The sequence below is a fragment of the Microcoleus sp. Z1_B2 genome (assembly GCF_036700325.1).
Lineage (GTDB): Bacteria > Cyanobacteriota > Cyanobacteriia > Cyanobacteriales > Microcoleaceae > Microcoleus.
In genome coordinates this window covers 83847-100943 of the sequence record NZ_JAUBOQ010000030.1, presented here as the reverse complement: position 1 = coordinate 100943, position 17097 = coordinate 83847, and the positions used below count along the sequence as shown (strand labels likewise).

General features: G+C 46.6%; 19 protein-coding genes. 9 read left to right on the top strand and 10 right to left on the bottom strand.

Features of this window, described 5'->3' with window-relative positions; genetic code table 11:
* The first annotated feature begins 345 nt into the window (after positions 1-345).
* The gene (locus QT984_RS18680) at positions 346-579 is read left to right on the top strand and encodes a hypothetical protein (RefSeq protein ID WP_333035767.1); all 234 of its coding nucleotides are present in this window, start codon (positions 346-348) and stop codon (positions 577-579) included.
* A gap of 429 nt (positions 580-1008) precedes the next feature.
* Here QT984_RS18680 and QT984_RS18675 read toward each other — a convergent pair whose 3' ends face one another.
* From QT984_RS18675 to QT984_RS18665, 3 genes are all read right to left on the bottom strand, one after another.
* On the bottom strand, positions 1009-1242 hold the full coding sequence (locus QT984_RS18675) for a ferredoxin-thioredoxin reductase variable chain (protein ID WP_333057518.1): 234 nt from the start codon (positions 1240-1242) through the stop codon (positions 1009-1011).
* A gap of 277 nt (positions 1243-1519) precedes the next feature.
* Entirely contained in the window at positions 1520-4288 is a 2769-nt protein-coding gene (locus tag QT984_RS18670) for a DUF3536 domain-containing protein (protein ID WP_333211315.1), read from the bottom strand.
* 96 nt (positions 4289-4384) lie between these two features.
* The gene (locus tag QT984_RS18665) at positions 4385-4615 is read right to left on the bottom strand and encodes a hypothetical protein (protein WP_333057522.1); all 231 of its coding nucleotides are present in this window, start codon (positions 4613-4615) and stop codon (positions 4385-4387) included.
* 222 nt (positions 4616-4837) lie between these two features.
* On the opposite strand from QT984_RS18665, the gene QT984_RS18660 reads away from it, so the two are divergent.
* The 6 genes from QT984_RS18660 to QT984_RS18640 all read left to right on the top strand — a co-directional run bounded on the left by QT984_RS18660 (position 4838) and on the right by QT984_RS18640 (position 6936).
* Positions 4838-5047, top strand: a complete 210-nt coding sequence (locus QT984_RS18660; RefSeq protein ID WP_333211313.1) for a hypothetical protein — start codon at positions 4838-4840, stop codon at positions 5045-5047.
* 73 nt (positions 5048-5120) lie between these two features.
* The gene (locus QT984_RS29835) at positions 5121-5213 is read left to right on the top strand and encodes a nucleotidyltransferase domain-containing protein (RefSeq protein ID WP_445243045.1); all 93 of its coding nucleotides are present in this window, start codon (positions 5121-5123) and stop codon (positions 5211-5213) included.
* A gap of 85 nt (positions 5214-5298) precedes the next feature.
* Complete coding sequence (locus QT984_RS18655) at positions 5299-5559, top strand: DUF4160 domain-containing protein (protein WP_333211310.1); 261 nt, start codon at positions 5299-5301, stop codon at positions 5557-5559.
* Between the two features lie 3 nt (positions 5560-5562).
* The gene (locus QT984_RS18650; RefSeq protein ID WP_333211308.1) at positions 5563-5844 is read left to right on the top strand and encodes a DUF2442 domain-containing protein; all 282 of its coding nucleotides are present in this window, start codon (positions 5563-5565) and stop codon (positions 5842-5844) included.
* Between the two features lie 55 nt (positions 5845-5899).
* Positions 5900-6397: a DUF4365 domain-containing protein gene (locus QT984_RS18645; RefSeq protein WP_333211306.1), complete on the top strand. Its 498-nt coding sequence runs from the start codon at positions 5900-5902 to the stop codon at positions 6395-6397.
* Positions 6394-6936, top strand: coding sequence for a hypothetical protein (locus QT984_RS18640; RefSeq protein WP_333272111.1), 543 nt, complete (start codon positions 6394-6396; stop codon positions 6934-6936). Before QT984_RS18645 ends, QT984_RS18640 begins: the two co-directional genes overlap by 4 nt.
* Before the next feature lie 27 nt (positions 6937-6963).
* Here QT984_RS18640 and QT984_RS18635 read toward each other — a convergent pair whose 3' ends face one another.
* From QT984_RS18635 to QT984_RS18605, 7 genes are all read right to left on the bottom strand, one after another.
* Complete coding sequence (locus tag QT984_RS18635; RefSeq protein ID WP_333233921.1) at positions 6964-7779, bottom strand: alpha/beta hydrolase; 816 nt, start codon at positions 7777-7779, stop codon at positions 6964-6966.
* Positions 7780-8032: 253 nt separating this feature from the next.
* On the bottom strand, positions 8033-9232 hold the full coding sequence (locus QT984_RS18630; RefSeq protein ID WP_333374626.1) for an FAD-dependent monooxygenase: 1200 nt from the start codon (positions 9230-9232) through the stop codon (positions 8033-8035).
* A gap of 157 nt (positions 9233-9389) precedes the next feature.
* On the bottom strand, positions 9390-9986 hold the full coding sequence (locus QT984_RS18625) for a Uma2 family endonuclease (RefSeq protein WP_333057532.1): 597 nt from the start codon (positions 9984-9986) through the stop codon (positions 9390-9392).
* Positions 9987-10234: 248 nt separating this feature from the next.
* Entirely contained in the window at positions 10235-10618 is a 384-nt protein-coding gene (locus QT984_RS18620; RefSeq protein ID WP_333057533.1) for a VOC family protein, read from the bottom strand.
* Between the two features lie 168 nt (positions 10619-10786).
* Positions 10787-11443, bottom strand: a complete 657-nt coding sequence (locus QT984_RS18615) for an MAE_28990/MAE_18760 family HEPN-like nuclease (RefSeq protein WP_333057535.1) — start codon at positions 11441-11443, stop codon at positions 10787-10789.
* The gene (locus QT984_RS18610) at positions 11440-12552 is read right to left on the bottom strand and encodes a DUF262 domain-containing protein (RefSeq protein WP_333057537.1); all 1113 of its coding nucleotides are present in this window, start codon (positions 12550-12552) and stop codon (positions 11440-11442) included. Before QT984_RS18610 ends, QT984_RS18615 begins: the two co-directional genes overlap by 4 nt.
* Positions 12553-12753: 201 nt before the next feature.
* Complete coding sequence (locus QT984_RS18605; RefSeq protein ID WP_333233918.1) at positions 12754-12879, bottom strand: hypothetical protein; 126 nt, start codon at positions 12877-12879, stop codon at positions 12754-12756.
* A 46-nt stretch (positions 12880-12925) separates the two neighbouring features.
* Here QT984_RS18605 and cax point away from each other — a divergent pair, with 46 nt between their 5' ends.
* Complete coding sequence (gene cax / locus QT984_RS18600; RefSeq protein WP_333057539.1) at positions 12926-14047, top strand: calcium/proton exchanger; 1122 nt, start codon at positions 12926-12928, stop codon at positions 14045-14047.
* Between the two features lie 741 nt (positions 14048-14788).
* Complete coding sequence (locus tag QT984_RS18595; protein WP_333211286.1) at positions 14789-16858, top strand: serine/threonine-protein kinase; 2070 nt, start codon at positions 14789-14791, stop codon at positions 16856-16858.
* Positions 16859-17097: the final 239 nt, after the last annotated feature.

Genomic DNA, 17097 nt, shown 5'->3' with positions numbered 1-17097 from the left:
TCTAAAATCTAAAATCTAAAATCTAAAATCTAAAACCTAAAATCTAAAATCTAAAATCTAAAATCTAAAATCTAAAATCTAAAATCTAAAACCTAAAATCTAAAATCTAAAATCTAAAATCTAAAATCTAAAATCTAAAATCTAAAACCTAAAATCTAAAATCTAAAATCTAAAATCTAAAATCTAAAATCTAAAATCTAAAACCTAAAATCTAAAATCTAAAATCTAAAATCTAAAATCTAAAACCTAAAATCTAAAATCTAAAATCTAAAATCTAAAATCGATTGAGTGTGTTAGCTTAAAGTCATTACAGCCAATATTAGCCACAGTCGCCCCCAAACAATCATGCTGCCCCACGAGTTGCAAAACATTGCCCCAGAACCGACTCCCGCGGCCGAAATTTTTCAGAGACACCAAATTGTCCGCGAGTTTTACGACGAAATTAAGTACCGTCAAGAACTAGAACTTCACTGCCAGTGGTATTACGCTACAGCCAAGCAGCATCAGCAGGAATTGCAGAAAATGCAGGGAGATTGGAATATTTTAGGTTGGTTCAGCCGCAGACGGTCGAAAAATTAAGGAGTGAAAACAAAAAATGGTTTGTAGTAAGGACTTTAGTCCCGTCGATCGACTAAAAGCCACAGAAAAAACTGAACTCCTCACTACAAACTCTACAACTGTTATATGACCAAGAATTTCTTCATGTGGTACCCGCCACGTGATTTATCTCGCGCAAGTCAATCGAAAGCATCTCAAATCTAAAATCCTTGCGTCCCCCGAATTTATCTCGCGCAAGTCAATCCAAAATCTAAAATCTAAAATCTAAAATCGAATGACCCCCGCCCAAAAACGGATAATTGCTTTCCGACAGGAGTCGCGACGATCACAAAATTTTAGATATTAGTTCAAGCTTCCAGATTCATCTGTGGAGTAAATCTAAAATCTAAAATCTAAAATCGACTGACGGGATTTGATTTTGTCTTTGGGCTGCTTCAACTTTTGAGACAGCTAGACTTCCGAAGATATCAATTCGACCTCATCCTCTTTGAAGTGAGCTCGAAATTTTTTGTCAAATTGTACTAGAACCGGCCAATTAGCACTGACCGGTCTGCCGTGCCATTCGTGAACGATCGCCACGACTTCTCCTTCCATACCCTTAATATCAAATGGTTGACTGCGATTTTCAGGGTGGTGGTAGACAACAACAGAGTTTTTAATGCAAACGCGATCGCCAACTTTCATAAATTTAAACTTAGTGTTCTTTCTTCCCAACTATACAAAGCGTGCAAGTGCAGAACACCTGTACGCTTTGGCGACAGTCTTTTTATCTTCCCACAAGTAGAGCGAAAACTTAAACAAACTTGGCGGTTATCTGTCGGTGCTTTGATCGCCCGCCGCGATCCCGGGAAGCCACAACACAGATATATTCTCGGTGGAACCCGTAGGCCCGATAGGCCTTTAAAGCTTGATCGGGCGGATTCTCAAGGGCGGGAATTGATGCAGGCTAATCACGAAACGATTAACTTAACTGATTTAACCAACACTCAACATCAACAGCCAAGGTTTGACCCAACTCCAGCAACTGCCGGATCGAAGACAACTCCCAGCCGCCGCCTGAACCCGCAATCTCCAAGGCAACAGCAGCCACCGCATTTTCGCCCGCCGAGGCCTCTTGCCGTTGCAGCCAGCCCAAACACAGAGGCACAATTTGACTGTACAGAGAATCGAAATACAGTTCCTGCGATTTGTCCAAGCACAAACCCAGACTCAGCCGATCGCCCACAGCAATCAAACGCTCGATCGTGCGGATCTCAGCTTCCAACTGGACAGGCGAGCGATCTTCCACACCCGATCCTGCTTGCAGCAGCCTGTCTAGCGATCGCCAAACCATCTTTTCCAAAATTTCCTTGACTTCGGGAACGTTCAACCGACAGCGGAGATGGCCGGCTTCAGTGGCGATCGCCTCAATTTCGGCCAGCAGCGGTTCCACATCCTCGGTTTCCAATTCCAGGGCCTTGGCCGCCGTCAAACAGCGATGTCCCAAAGCCACCTCAGCAGCCACCTGCAACTCTACCGGCACCGGCAACTCGTCGCGGTGGAACGCCATCATCACCCCGTAATTTTCGCGGTAAACCTGAGTGTAAAGCTGATCCAACCGAGTCAAATTTTCCTGACTCAGCAACTGCACGATCCGGTGGCGTTCCTCAGCGAATAAATCCCGCAAGCTAAAGGACTGATCCCCAAACAGCCGCACCATTTCCAGAATCGCGTGGGCTGCCGAAGCTTCTTGCATAACTCCAAACAGCCGCTCTTTGAGCATAGTGTACGATCGGCGGCTGCCAAAAGGCTGAATGCAGCAGTGGAAGTCCCAGCCGCCGAGGTGCAACGCAGCAAACACAAAAACCTCTGTTTCCCGCGTAATTTCCGAGGTTAACTGCAATTGACCCACAGCCAGAGTCATCGAGCCCATGCGCTGAATTTGGAAATCTTCCTGCTGGGCCTGATAGCAGTAAACTCGCTGTTCGCGGGGATATTTGGCAAACAGAGAACTGATCGCGTAGTGGGCGGCCACCTGTTTGAGACTAATTTGGGCTGTTACCACGAGTTTGCGGTAAACTTCGGCCCCTGTTTGGAAATACTCAACGTTGCTGGGTACGAGGGCTAGTCGATCGACAAAATCCTTTTCTAGCTGCACCCCGGTAACTTCCCCCGCCAATTCGAGCGCCCGGGCCGCGTAGCGCAGAATTTGCACGCCTTCTGGCCGCGAGATTTCTTCAAAAAACCAGCCGCAGCTAGTGAACATTAACAGGGTGTGGCGCTGCATTTCCAGCAGTCGCAGGGCGTCCACCTGTTCTCCGGCATCGAGGGGGCGCACTTGATGGCGTTGGAGGAAACTGTCAACATTACTGGGGGATCGATCCCGGATCACCTCAATATATTCATCTCTGGCTTTCCAGGGATCGCACAACAGCTTGCGCCCTGCTTCTTCGTAAATCGGAATCAGTCGATCGCGCAGCCAATTGAGAGTATCCCGCAGAGGGCGGCGCCATTTGAGGTGCCATCCGCCGCCACCACCGCAGCCGCAATCATCTTGCCAGCGATCGACCCCGTGAGAGCAACTCCAGGCCGTCACAGGTTTGAGTTCAACTTCCCAAGCGCTCGGATTTTGACTTAAATAATGAGCAAAATTCGTCACCGTCCAACCGCGGCGGGGAAACTCTTCTGTGAAGGCGTAGGCGAGGCATTTTTCCGTACTGTTTTTGTGGTGGCCGAAAGTTTCGCCGTCCGTCGCCACGCAGATTAATTGAGCCTGTCTGTGGTCTCCCCGCACTGCTTGACCCAAGCGCCCGGCCAAGTGGTGGCTGCTGCTGAGAACGTCATTGAAGCCCATATCCCGCGAGATCGGGCCATCGTAGAAAAAGATATCGATGTAGGGAGTGTTGGTAGTTGGGGCTGCAGAATTTTGGGAGTGCCCGCGCCCAAAATAGTGAGTGCTCAGCGGCGAGAGTTGGTGGTCAGCCATCAACCGCATTTCCGGTTTCAAATAGCAGCGGTACGGGCGAGTCGGATCGATTTGACCCCCGCCGACTTCGTGCCATTCGGAATTTTCCGCTGGTTCCCCTTCTTGGTTTTGCCCGATTAGCGGGCGGCAGCGTTCGGCTTGGGAGGGGGCTAAGACAATGAAGCGGATGCCTTCAGCGACTAAAACTTCGAGGGTGGCGTAGTCTACGGCGGTTTCGGCGAGCCACATTCCTTCGGGATCGCGATCGAACCGGGAGCGAAAATCTGCGATCCCCCAGCGAATTTGGGTGTATTTGTCTCGCTCGTTAGCGAGGGGCATGATGATGTGATTGTAGACTTGGGCGATCGCGTTGCCGTGACCGTTGAGTCGCTGACAGCTTTTGCGATCGGCTTCCAGAATCCGCTGGTAGACTTCCGGGTCGTAGCGTTCCAGCCAGCTCATCAGGGTCGGCCCGATGTTGAAGCTCATATACTCGTAGTTGTTGACGATCCCCGCGACTTCGCCCCGATCGTTGAGTATGCGGGCAAAGGCGTTCGGGCGGTAGCACTCGATGTCAATGCGTTCGTTCCAGTCGTGGGCTGGAGAGGCGCTGGCTTGGCGTTCGATCGCGTCCAGGTAAGGGTTTTCCCGGGGTGGCTGGTAAAAGTGACCGTGAACCGTCACGCACACCCCAGTTGCAGTCGCCGCACTGCTTTGGGTTGCAGCCGTTACGGTTGGCGAAGACAAAGGTAGCACATCGGATTGAGTAGTAGAAATCGAAACCATGCGATCGAATCCTCAAGTAGTTAAAGACAATAAAACCAGCCTATTTAGAAACTGAAACCTTACGCAGCAAGAGTTACAGCTAGGCATCTGTTCGGGCTAAATTTTGGCAGATAAGTTTTGATACATTTGTAGTATTGCTAGCAAAGCATTCGTTCCAAGATGCCAACCGTCGATCCCTGGTTTGTTTGCCAATGCTTTGCTGTTGAAAGAGTTAAAAAAGGTAGCTTTTGCTGCTTTTTGGCACTTGCGACCCATTTCGGGTTCGTGCTTGCAGGGCTGCTCATTGAGATTTTGATTTACATTGCTGGATCTTAAAGTCTTATTCATTAAATAGCAAGTTTTCGCCGGAAAAATTTAAAATTTGGCGATAAATCTTGGCGATTGTGGATATCGGTTTAATGCCCGATCGATTTATAGAATAATAGTTTAGCCAGAGTTTCGCATCATACTTTAGGTGCTTTTTACCTAAGTTCTGGAGAAGTTAGGCCAGTTGGGTTAGGGCGGGGCAGATTTCCTGCAAATGTACTTTCCAGAAGAGTTGTAACAATTGTGCGGAGTCAAAAGGCAACAAAAAAGCAAAACGGTAACTGTTATATTTTAACCCCTGAGAGGTATGTGGGGGCGGAGGCGGAGGCATTGGAGGATGAGGAGGGTTTGGACGAGAAGAGGCTGCATTTGACGGCGAAGTTGGAGAGGCAATTTGCCGAGAGTGCCAAGTTAGAGGCGATGATTCTGGAAAATCTACCGGGGTGGAGTTAGGGGAATTGAGGAATTGCTGAAGTCCAAGCCCTCCGATATCCTGAGAATTGCGACTCACCCAGCCGCGTTAAATGTGCGCGTTTTAGGTTCGGTTGCCCGGGGTGAAGCAACAGCAGATCGCGAGGTAGATTTTTTAGTAGAATTGGAACCAAAACGCACGTTTTAAGCAATATTAAAGAATATATTGAGCGGATTTAGTCTTACGAAATTCGGGTAAAAGACGCCGAAATAATTGTATAGGAGACAATCTAATGCCAGAACTCAGCAGATTTTTAGGCATCATCATCACGACGTACTATAACGACCACCCGCCCCCGCAATTTCATGCCCGCTACAATCAACAAAAAACCATCATTGATATCGAAACCCTCTCAATCCTAGAAGGCAAACTTTCCCCTCGCATCTTAGGATTAGTGGTAGAGTGGGCTGCCCTTCATCAAACAGAGCTCATGCAAAATTGGCAACTTGCCAGACTTCAAACACCATTAGAACCTATTGCACCTTTGGAATAAACAATGCTCAAAGATATTAGCTCAGTTCAACCATTAAAAAATTATCAACTTCACATCAAATTTGAAGATAACCAAGAGGGAGTAGTTGACATTAGCCAATTAATCGAATTTACCGGAATCTTCGCCCCCCTGCAAGACTTGACTTACTTTAACCAAGTCAAACTAAATCCAGAATGGGGGACAATTTACTGGGAAAATGGAGCTGATTTAGACCCCGATGTTCTCTACTCCATTGTCACCAACCAACCGATACAAATCAAGGAAACCATAACCAACCTGATGTAATTTTATCTACGAGCTAAAACCAAACAGGTTAACAAGAATAATCGCTACGTAAAAAGTGGACATTAACCAACAAAAAGAACAATTCAGCAACATCTACCTGCAAGCTGTCACCACCGTTGCCGGCTATTCCCTCTACAAACCCTTCGTAGACGATGACAGCGTAGACTGGGGAGTAGCTGCGAAAGGCGGGATAGGCCCCATTAGAGCGCCTCGCTTAGAATTGCAGTTAAAATCTACATCAAGAGACATCCAAGACGATCGCTCCATCCGCTACCCCCTCAAACTCAAAAACTACGACGATTTAAGAATGGATGACTTCGCCATTCCCCGAATTTTAGTTGTCGTTTTAATCCCAGAAACACCCGAAGACTGGTTAACCCAGTCGGAAACAGAACTCTGCATCAGAAACTGCGGATATTGGATCTCGCTGCGGGGAAAGCCAAAAACACAAAACACAAACGCTGTCACCGTTACCATCCCTAGAACCAACCAATTTACAGTCGCCGCCCTTCAGTCAATTATGGAGGGAATTAGCCAAGGAGTTCAACCATGAAAGTCACCGTACAAGATAGCCAAACTCTCGAAACAATCGAGCTAAATCAACTGAGAAATTACTTACAAACTCACGGCTGGCATGAAGACCAACCTTTCTTAGATAATGCCACACTTTGGCACAAACCAACAGCCGATGCAGAAGACTTTGAAATATTGCTGCCTAACCGGGAAAACCTGGGAGATTATGCAGCCCGCATCCGGGAGGCAATCCAAACGCTAGAAAACGCAGAAAATCGCCCAAAAATTGAAATTTTAAGCGAACTGCTTACCAGCATTCCCAACATGACTATTCAGGGAATTGTTATGCAAATTCACACCCCCAACACAGACCAATTAAGCGGCGAAATAACCTTAATAGGGGTCATTGCTGACAAATTGCGGAAAATTCAAACTTCTCTCGCAGACAAAGATTATATCTTGGCGATTAAAGCTTATCAAGAACGCTTACCGATTCTCTGTAGCGGTGACTTAATCAAAGACAACAACGCCTTCATCCTCAAAAACCCCCACAACTTAACTCTCGATGAATTGTGGTAAGACTAACAGATTTTGTCGAAATCTATATTAAACACCTTCCAAACAAATATCAAGTTCCCTAGCAAAGGCCTCTGGCGCATCCAGCATCAGCCAGTGTCCAGTATCGGGGATCGTAGTTGTCGTCAGTGTGGGACGGAGGATGTGGAGGCTGAAGGGAAAAGTGTTTGAGGGAGCAATAATCGCGTGGGCCCGTGTTCCAGGGGCTGCTAGGTAGCGATCGAGAGCATTAACTGCTTCAAAGGCAAACATCCCGCGAGACATTCCAGACAGACAATCCTGTGGAGTCGCCGCCAAGCAAGCGAGAATCCGATCGCGCGTATCGGCCCTGCTTCCTGTCAGCGCCTCATTGAAGCTGGTTTCCACAGCAGCCCGCCAATCCTCCGTCTCCAGAGCCCTCTGGTAGGGAACGATGCGTTCCTCGTGCACATCTGCAGGCACCTTGGTAAAGTCTCCAGGTGGGTCTGCCAGAATCAACTGCGCGATGCGGTGCGGTGCGGCTGCTGCTGTGGCGAGGGCAATACAAGCACCGAAACTGTGCCCGACGATCGCCACTCGATCGAGTCCCAGCCCATCCAGTACCGCCAAAACATCCGCTGCACAGGAGGCGGGCGCATAGTTGCCGTCCTCCGGCGGTGCAGAATCACCGTGTCCCCGCATATCAAGGGCGATCGCCCGTCGGGTACGGGCGACACGGGCAAGCTGCGCCTCCCAGATGCTCGCAGAAACCGTCATACCGTGCACGAACACCACCGGCAGCGCCTCGGATTCCCCAGCGGTGACAGGGGGGCTGGCTTCGATGATGTGAATAGTGCCGATCGGTCCTTTGATATTTGTCGATCGCATAAAAACTTCTCCTAAGTTTTATAGTCCTAGACGCACGGGTAGTCAGAAACCGGATTTTTCGCAAAAATACTCGGTTATATCAAATCCGTTAACATCGGAATTATTATCTCACTCTTCTCTTTCTCTGTGTCCTCTGTGCCCTCTGTGGTTTAATCATTCCGATACAACCGGAATTGATATTAGACATCGCAGAAAAGGTAAAAACCCGGTTTCTTGGGTTTGGACGGGTAAGTCAGGTTCCAATTTCCTCATTTTACACAACCAATTTTACCTCTGTTACTCCTTGACGCAATTCATACTGTCCTTTCACCCAAAATTGTTTAATTTTTTCACCCAAAAACGGAGCAGCTTGCATCATCAATAAACGCAATAATCCATTTTTTCGTAGTTGTTCGCCTTTCCACGCTTCTTGTGCTTGAAGTTGTTGGGCGCGAATAATTTCGGGTTCGCGTTCTGCCTGAATCCGCGATAATGCTAAGTCAATATCCTCAGAATTAGCCCCTGCTTTCAATAAAGGTACAAGGTGATTGGCCGCAACAATTACATCGCGCAAAGCCATGTTAATTCCTTGAGCGCGAACCGGAGACATGGGATGTGCCGCATCCCCCAAAAGTATGATTCCTGGTCGATGCCAGCGCGGACAGCGACCAACCACAACAGATAATCGCATCGGAGATTCGATCGTATCGGCACAGTTGCGGAAATGTTCTGCCATCCACGCAGGCGATCGCGATGCGAAAGTTTCTGCCCAGTCTGTGTGTTTCCAATCGGTTTTGTCATCTGCCGATAGCACCCAAGCCAGATGCAGTTTTCCTGATTCTGCCCCATGAAAGACACTGAATCCGCTACCGCCATTCAGGATAGAATAAAATACATTATCCGCCACAAACCGAGGATGAGCGGCAAGTTTAAACCACAGAACATCTATACTATTCTGCTGTTTTACTAACTCTAATTCTGCACGCTGTCGTACAACCGAGTTTCTACCATCTGTACCAATCACAAGTGCTGCAGGAATTTCTCGCCCATCTCCTAGCTTTACACCCGCAATGCGATCGTTTTTGTACAGTAAATCTTTTACGGGAACACCTGGGATAAATTCAAACTCTGGATGCAACTGAGCTTCTGAAATTAGTGTTTCTAACAAAGGCGGTTGCGATACCAGTGTACAAGGTCGATTTGACCCCATTGGCTCATCAACTCGAAATAGTTGCCGATCGCCCACAATGAACTCCCAGGCATCAATTTGTCGGTGTGGAACACCTTCTAGGATTGTGGATAAGCCCATTTGGGCGATCGCATCCAATCCGCTGGGCATTAAGCCTTCACCGCGAAACACTCGGTAGGAATCTTTTGCCGCCTCAACCAAGGTAACAGCAATACCTCGTTTCACCAGCAGTAAGGCAAGTGCCGCACCAGTTGGCCCCGCTCCGACAATTACAACTTGTGTCATTTGGTATTTTCCATTGCTTGTTGCGGATATTGAGATGCAAACAGAGGTGGTTAAAGGGTGCGCGATGATCTATTAGACATCTCCCATAATTATTATCGTGGAACAGGCATCCTGCCTGTTCAAAACCTGCTTTTTTGGAGAAGTCTCTTAATCCCAGCTATTTTTGGAGTGCCTGTTGAAAAGTCTTAACTGCATCAACATGATTCACCATATTGATGCAGCGCAACAACAAATCCAAATCGATCCCTTTCACCTCCTCACTACTGGAAACCTTTTCATAATGAAGTGTATTGCCCTCTCCCCGCAGGTGATAAACCTCTAACAATCCATCTTCCCAGAACCACACTTCCTTTATCTTCAGCCGCTTGTATGCCTCCAGTTGGTTGATGCCACCACTGGAAAACACGACCTCGATCGCCAAATCGGGTAGCCTGCGACCAGGAGCAAGTTTATAAGATTCATCCGCCTCTCGCTTGACTTTTCCCGTTTCACTTTCCAGAGTCATTGAGCCAGTGGGAGTAAAGTCAAACCCCGCCATCAGCAGGTAAAGCTCCAACAATCCGGCAATTCTCTTCTTAACGGTTTCGTGGGGTTCTCCAGGCATTAGTTTAATCTCCAGAATTCCATCCAGGAAAGAAAGTCGATATCCTGGACGGTCTAACAATTGCTCAACTGCTTTGAACTCTCTCCAAGTGAGTCCCTCAAACAGAAGGGGCGATTCTTTTCTGGGTGGTGCGATGATTGCTGCAGTCATTTGATTCTCCAGTCTATTTCCAGATGAGAAACGATCGGGTTTGGAGGGCGATTTGTTTATTATAACTTTAAGTAGCATCCTCCACTGTAAATCCGATTTCTTGCCCGTAGGATAGTTCCAGCGTGTGACAAGCGAATTTCTTCATGTGGTACCCGCCACGTGATTTATCTCGCGCAAATCAATCCCAAATCGAAAATCGAAAATCACTTATTGCCCCCGCATTTATCTCGCGCAAGTAAATCTAAAATCTAAAATCTAAAATCTAAAATCGATTGACCGTCCGGGTCTCGCAAAAAAGCCCAGTAGCTGATCGGATATCCAGAATCTTTTGGTTCTTCAAGCAATACGCCTTCTTGACGTGCTTTGTCGCAGAGTTCGTCCATATATTCGCGGCTTTTGCAACCTACTCCGAGGTGTGCAAAGGGAGACAGAACGGGATGTACGGAGTCTGTTTGAATTAGCACAATTACAAAAGGGCGAGTGCGATCGGAGAGCCAGACCACAGCAACACCAGTTTCTGCATCGATGCGGCGGTGAACGACCTGCATTCCAGCATACTTGGAGTAGAATTCGATAGTGCGATCGACATCAGAAACGGGCAGTGCGATGTGTGTGAGACCGATATCACTCATATGTTATGTTGCTCCCGTCATATTAGGTTTAAAATCAAGAATTGCCACTTCCAATATCATAATTTTAATGAGATGCTCGCCACTTTGCCGCTTTCATATCGATTTGTTTTTTGAAAAAATCTAGTTTTCTTGACATGGTTGATAATTATTGGCTCCTGTTGTCATTATCTAAGGTGAATCCCGCCTAAATTTTTTCTGAATAGCAGCATTTTCTATATCGGTACGAAATATATCGAGCATTCCTATAATTTCTCTGTGTAGCTCTAGATATTCATCCCTATCAAACACCGAATCCTCACCGTGGGCAATTTCGTTCCTTGTCTTTAAAAGCTGGGTATCAATTAATGGCGATTTAGTAGAGTATATTGAAAAGTCAATTCCTAGAGTATAAGTTATTTCTTTTAAAACCTCAGAGTTTAAATTCGATCCAGTAGATATTGCATCTTTAGGTTTAGGTAGGATAGATCTCTGATTTAATTCGGAAAGAAAAAATTCACAAACAGGTATATACAATGATGGCTTATGTGTCTCTTTTGCCTTTTTAAGTTTTTCTTTCATAGCCAAAGCTAAAAAATTACTAGAAAGCTTTTGATACGTAAGCTTTTGTGAGATAACATATTCTAGATAAGAGTTTGCTGCTAACTTGACAAAACCTTCCCAATGGGAATAGAGAATACATACTCCACTCCGAACTAATACTTTATGTCTTTGGTCAGAAACATTTTTCGCTTCTATCAAAGATTTCATTTCTGACAGTTCCTTCTTTCGCCAAGCAAGATCCGTTGCCAATCTATCGATTAATTGTTCCGGTGTTTGGATGCTCATGAAGGGGAAAAGACCTCTCTACCAAGCGGAATAAGATACGGTAAGCGTCTTGCTGCATTCACTCCAGCTCCCGACCATTGTTTATAAGTTGGATGTGACCAAATACTTTTTATACGATTAGGTAATTGGTCTGTTGGAACCGGATTTTGATAGTTGTATCCAATTCCTAATGCTATTACCTCATATGCCGATAAGAGAAAGCCTCCCAGGAATTTATCATTCTCCGATTTATATCGCTTGAAGCTGTCTTCTCCCATAGCTTCATTAAGCATACTGAATGCCACATCAAACGCTGTCTCTATGTGGGTGCTGTCCAAATCTTTTTTAATAGCCATTTCATACATTCTAGCCGTTAGAAACTCGCTAACATCACCGCCCAGCGTTAGAAGACTTGCATAATCTATATCGAAGAAAAGAATAAAACGCAATACTAATTCCATATCATACTGTTCTTCATAAAGTCTATCGCTCAAAGCAATGCAGCTTTTAAATGAATGGCGATTCGCAAGTGAACGCATTAAATTATATAAATCTTTATTCAACATTAAAAGAATGCAATTTCTTACTTCTTGCGGTGTAGCAATCGATCCTCCTGTATTCAGCCGCTGAAAAAGCTCATATTTAATCATTTCATCACTTTCTTTTGCAACAATATTGACGGATATTTTGGTTCTTTTTATCAATAAACGCTGCGCCTGAGTTAAAGAGTTATCTTTATCGTCAGGATCGTTCCATTTTTTACCTTTTAACGAAGGTAAGTAAGTTGTTTCTTGTAAGGCGATAGCAGAAAATGTATCTTGCTCTTGATTGTCTGGTTTCAAAATACCTACAAATTCATATATGGTTGAGAGTCTCTGCAAACCATCGATCACATCCCAAATCCCATCATCTCTTTGACTGACAAAAATTGGTGGGATCGGTATACCTAAAAGAATTGATTCTATAAACCTGGATTTTTGAAAATCCGACCAACGAAAAAGCCTTTGAAATTCTGGGTGAATATCGATTTCCTTACTCTCATAAAGACTGATCCACTCGCCAATAGACATTGAGTAGCTATCTGTCCGAATTTCTTGCCTTGTTCTTTCAATCTCTTCTTGTAGAGGCATGGCTGAAGCAGTCCTAAGTATTATGTATAGCTATACTTGCAGAATGGCAATATTTAAAGATTATATCACGCTTACGAACATCTGAAAAAACGATCGCCCAGAAATAGTCAACTTTGCTCTCAAGACAATGCGGAAGCTGATGCGATCGATCGGGTAGAATACAAAAATCCATTGAACCGATCGGCTAAACAAATCGCTCTCTTAGTTTGTCACATCCGTGAAAGCCGCAATGCAGCGATCGCCCGTTAGCGAAGCTTGCAGAAGAGGATCGCCCACCCCCAGCTTTAAGCGAACACCCAAATCCCTCACCCTCACCCTTTTTTTCATTTGGTCACAGGCTATGATTGACGGTTGGCAGCTTTTGAGAATCTAAATGCTAAACACAAATACAATTATTTCCAGCCTGCTGTTATTTATCCCAGTTTCCATCGCCGGACACTTTCTCGGCTGGGAATCCTCCACCATCTTTATCACCTCGGCTTTAGCCATCATCCCTCTAGCCGCGTGGATGGGGACGGCCACCGAAGAAATCGCCGTCGTCCTCGGTGCCAATTTGGGGGGTTTGCTGAACGCTACCTTCGGAAATGCCACGGAACTGATTATCGGCATCGTCGCCCTCAACGCCGGACTAATAGATGTTGTCAAAGCCAGCATCACCGGTTCAATTATGAGCAACCTGCTGCTGGTGATGGGATTGGCGATGCTGCTGGGCGGCTTGCGCTACAAAGAACAAGAATTTCAGCCGACAGTCGCCCGGTTGAATGCTTCAGCGATGAACTTAGCCGTGATTGCCATTTTGGTGCCAACTGCAGTTAATGCCACCTCTATTGGCATCCCTCCGCAAACTATGCAGAACCTCTCTAGCGCTGTTGCTATAGTCCTGATTGTCGTCTACGTGCTGACGCTGCTGTTTTCGATGAAAACCCACAGTTATCTGTACGATGCAGGGGTGGCAGAAATAGAAATGCTGGAAGATTTAGCCGAAAATAACTTAGCACCAGAGGGTCCTGACCACAAAGTCAATCTGCCGCTGTGGATTGGGGTGCTGTTGGCCTGTACCCTGATGGTAGCTGTCGAGTCGGAACTGTTGGTGGGTACTCTGGAAGAAGCGACGGCGCGTTTGGGGCTGACATCACTGTTTACCGGGGTGATTTTAGTGCCGATTATTGGCAATGCAGCCGAACATACGACGGCGGTGACGGTGGCGATGAAAAATAAAATGGATTTGTCGGTTTCTGTGGCCGTGGGTTCGAGTTTGCAAATTGCTTTGTTTGTTGCGCCGGTGTTGGTTTTGGCAGGTTTTGTCTTGGGCCAACCGATGGACTTGAATTTCAACCCGTTTGAACTTGTAGCAGTTGCGGTGTCGGTGCTGATCGCCAATTCTATCAGTTCTGATGGCAATTCTAACTGGCTAGAAGGTACTTTGCTGTTGGCAGCTTATACGGTTTTGGCGCTGGCGTTCTACTTCCATCCGGTAATTGAGGGACTTGTTTAAAAGGCTTTCTTGTGCTGAAGGAAGAGGGAAGAGGTTCGAGGGAAGAAGGCAGATTTTTTCACTCCCTCACTCGTTCACTCTCCCACTCTCACTTCTTTCTTCGAGAGTGGTGGTTGCGATCGTACAATTGAAATGTGGATGCTCTCTCGTTATTATTTCTGGTCTGTTTGTACATTATGTGCTGCGATCGGGGATTTGTGACCTCGATCGGCTGTGACAAATAACAAAACCTTTGGCCTCAAGCCGATCGTTCGATCGCACTGCCCCGGTTATACAAAAACACGGGATGCTGAAGTCAAGCAAGACTAAAGCCTCCCTCGACTTCAGAGACGTTGGAAGATTTCAATCAAGGGTGCTCATGAGTCTTTTACTAGGTGTGCTACGATCGTCATAAGTTGAAAATTGAGTTGGACTCAGTAAACGACGGTCGATTTAAAACTGACCAGCCTATAAAAAGGTCGAACGGGATACCACGATTCGTTAAATTGGTTGAAAATAATGGTTAAACAATGGCTAAAAGCTTCGACAATAATAAATAGTTGTAGAGACTTCAAAAATAGGGTGCTGCTCCACCCGAATTTACGCCTGTGGACAAGTAAGAGCCGACTCTCTTGGCAGAAGCAGGAATCAGACCCTCTAGAAAATACTTCTAGTTGAATGGTGAAACTTAGATAAGTTTAGCCAACTTTTGTAGAGCAGTGTCAAAGTAAAACTTGATAGAGCAACCTCAATCAGGGTTATGTGGCTTCTGTGAGTTATTGCCTCAATCCCAAATGCCCGAATCCCTCCGATCCAGCCAACTCTGGCAAATCCGCGTGTATCCACTGCGGGTCAGAACTTTTGTTGCAAGGTCGATATCGGCTAGTCGCGCCTCTCGGAGGCGGCGGCTTTGGCAGAACATTTGAAGTGGACGACAACGGCGCCCGAAGAGTGCTCAAAGTCCTGCTCAAAGAACATCCCAAAGCTGTAGAACTGTTTAAGCAAGAAGCCGACGTATTGGTCAGGCTCAGACATCCAGGTATTCCAAAAGTCGATCGCGACGGTTATTTTATATTTACGCCAGCTCACAGCACAGAGTCTTTTCACTGTCTGGTGATGGAGAAAATTGCTGGGGCCAATTTGCAAGACTGGCTGAAACATCGGGGCCGCCCGATCAGTCAAGAACAAGCTGTAAACTGGCTCAAACAACTGTCGGAAATTTTAGACCAAGTTCACCGCCTCAACTATTTCCATCGGGATATCAAGCCGCACAATATTATGTGCAAGCCAAACGGGCAGTTAGTGCTGATTGACTTCGGGACTGCTCGGGAAGTTTCGGCGACTTATTTCGCTAAGGTGGGCCAGGGGCAAAATGTGACTGGTATTGTTTCCCCAGGCTACACGCCGCCGGAACAAACAAATGGCAAGGCTGTTCCGCAGTCGGATTTTTTTGCTCTGGGGCGCACTTTTGTTTATTTGCTGACTGGAAAGCCGCCGACTGCGTTTCCAGAGAACCCGCGCACGGGCAGATTAATGTGGCGCAAAGGAGCACCTCAAGTTTCCGACTCCGTGGCTAATGTGATCGATTATCTGATGGCGCCTTTTCCGGGGAATCGACCTCAAAGTCCCCAGATGGTTTTGCAGTGCTTGGAGGAAATTAATCTCGACGGCGCAGAAACTCAGGTGCCGACTCAGTTGCCGACGACGGGGCAAACTAAAATTCGCACAACTGCCGGGGAGGGTGGGGCGAAGAAACAGAGCTCCATAAACCGCCTCAGACCTCTGAATTCGGGATTGAACAAGACCCAGAAAGATGTTTTTGATTGGAAAAAGAAGTTGCTGGCGGGCACGGCTGTTTTGATGGTGAGTATTGGCGCGTCTCAAATTTACGGTTCGCTGCGTTACGGGGTGTTTCCGGCAAACCCCGTGTGGCTGCTTTCGACTTTACCTACCACTCATTTTTTGCAAAGAAGTTTGGATAATGTCGGGAGTGTAAATGCGATCGCCCTGTCGCCTGACGGTCAAACTTTGGTAAGCGCAAGCTTTGGGACGATTAGAATTTGGAATGTGAGGACGGGACGCCTGGTGCGGACTCTTAATTCGGTGCATTCTAAAAAATCGGTCAACACGCTGGCGGTGAGCCCGAACAGCTCGATTTTGGCCAGCGGCGGCGGCGATAATAATGTGATTCTCTGGGATTTGAAGACGGGGCGACGGATGCGGACGATTGCCGCTCACAAAGCAGCCGTCAATGCGATCGCTTTTAGCAGGGACGGTCAAACTCTCGCTAGCGGCAGCGATGACAAAACTGTTCGCTTGTGGAATGTCAGAACCGGCAGCAGGTTGCGGACTTTGAGCGGCCACGCGGGGGGAGTAAACGCGATCGCTTTGAGCCGGGATGGTAAAACTCTCGCTAGCGGCAGCCAGGACAAGACTGTGCGTTTGTGGAATCTCGGTACCGGAGAAGTCAGAAGAATTATCACAGGTCACGGGGGCCCGGTTAATGCTGTGGCTTTTAGCCCCAACGGGCAAATTGTGGCTAGTGCTAGCACCGACAATACGATCCGTTTGTCGAACGTACAAGACGGGAAGCGCACCCGCACTTTTAAAGGGCATTCGAGCTGGGTGAGGACGATCGCCTTTAGCCCGGACAGCCGCACTTTGATCAGCGGGGGCGGAGATATTATAGTTTGGGATTTGAAGACGGGAAAAGAAAGAAGCAGTCTTTCGGGTCACAGTCAGTTTGTGAGTTCGGTTGCTATTTCCAGAGATAGCAAGACTTTTGTGAGCGCCAGTCCCGATCGCACTATTAAGATTTGGCGAATGCCATAGTCCTACTATTTTAGATTTTAGATTTTAGATTTTAGATTTGAGATTTGGTAATGACTGATTTTGTAAGGTTTGAAGTAATGGCTTATAGTTGCATTGTTTTTTTGAGTGGTATCAATAGTCATTAGGAATGAGAATTAAATAACTTCCACTCTTGAAAGTGGGATGGGCTCTTATAGCCCATCCAAAAAAGACGGGCTATAAGAGCCCATCCCACAATAACAATTAAAATTGTAAGTTAT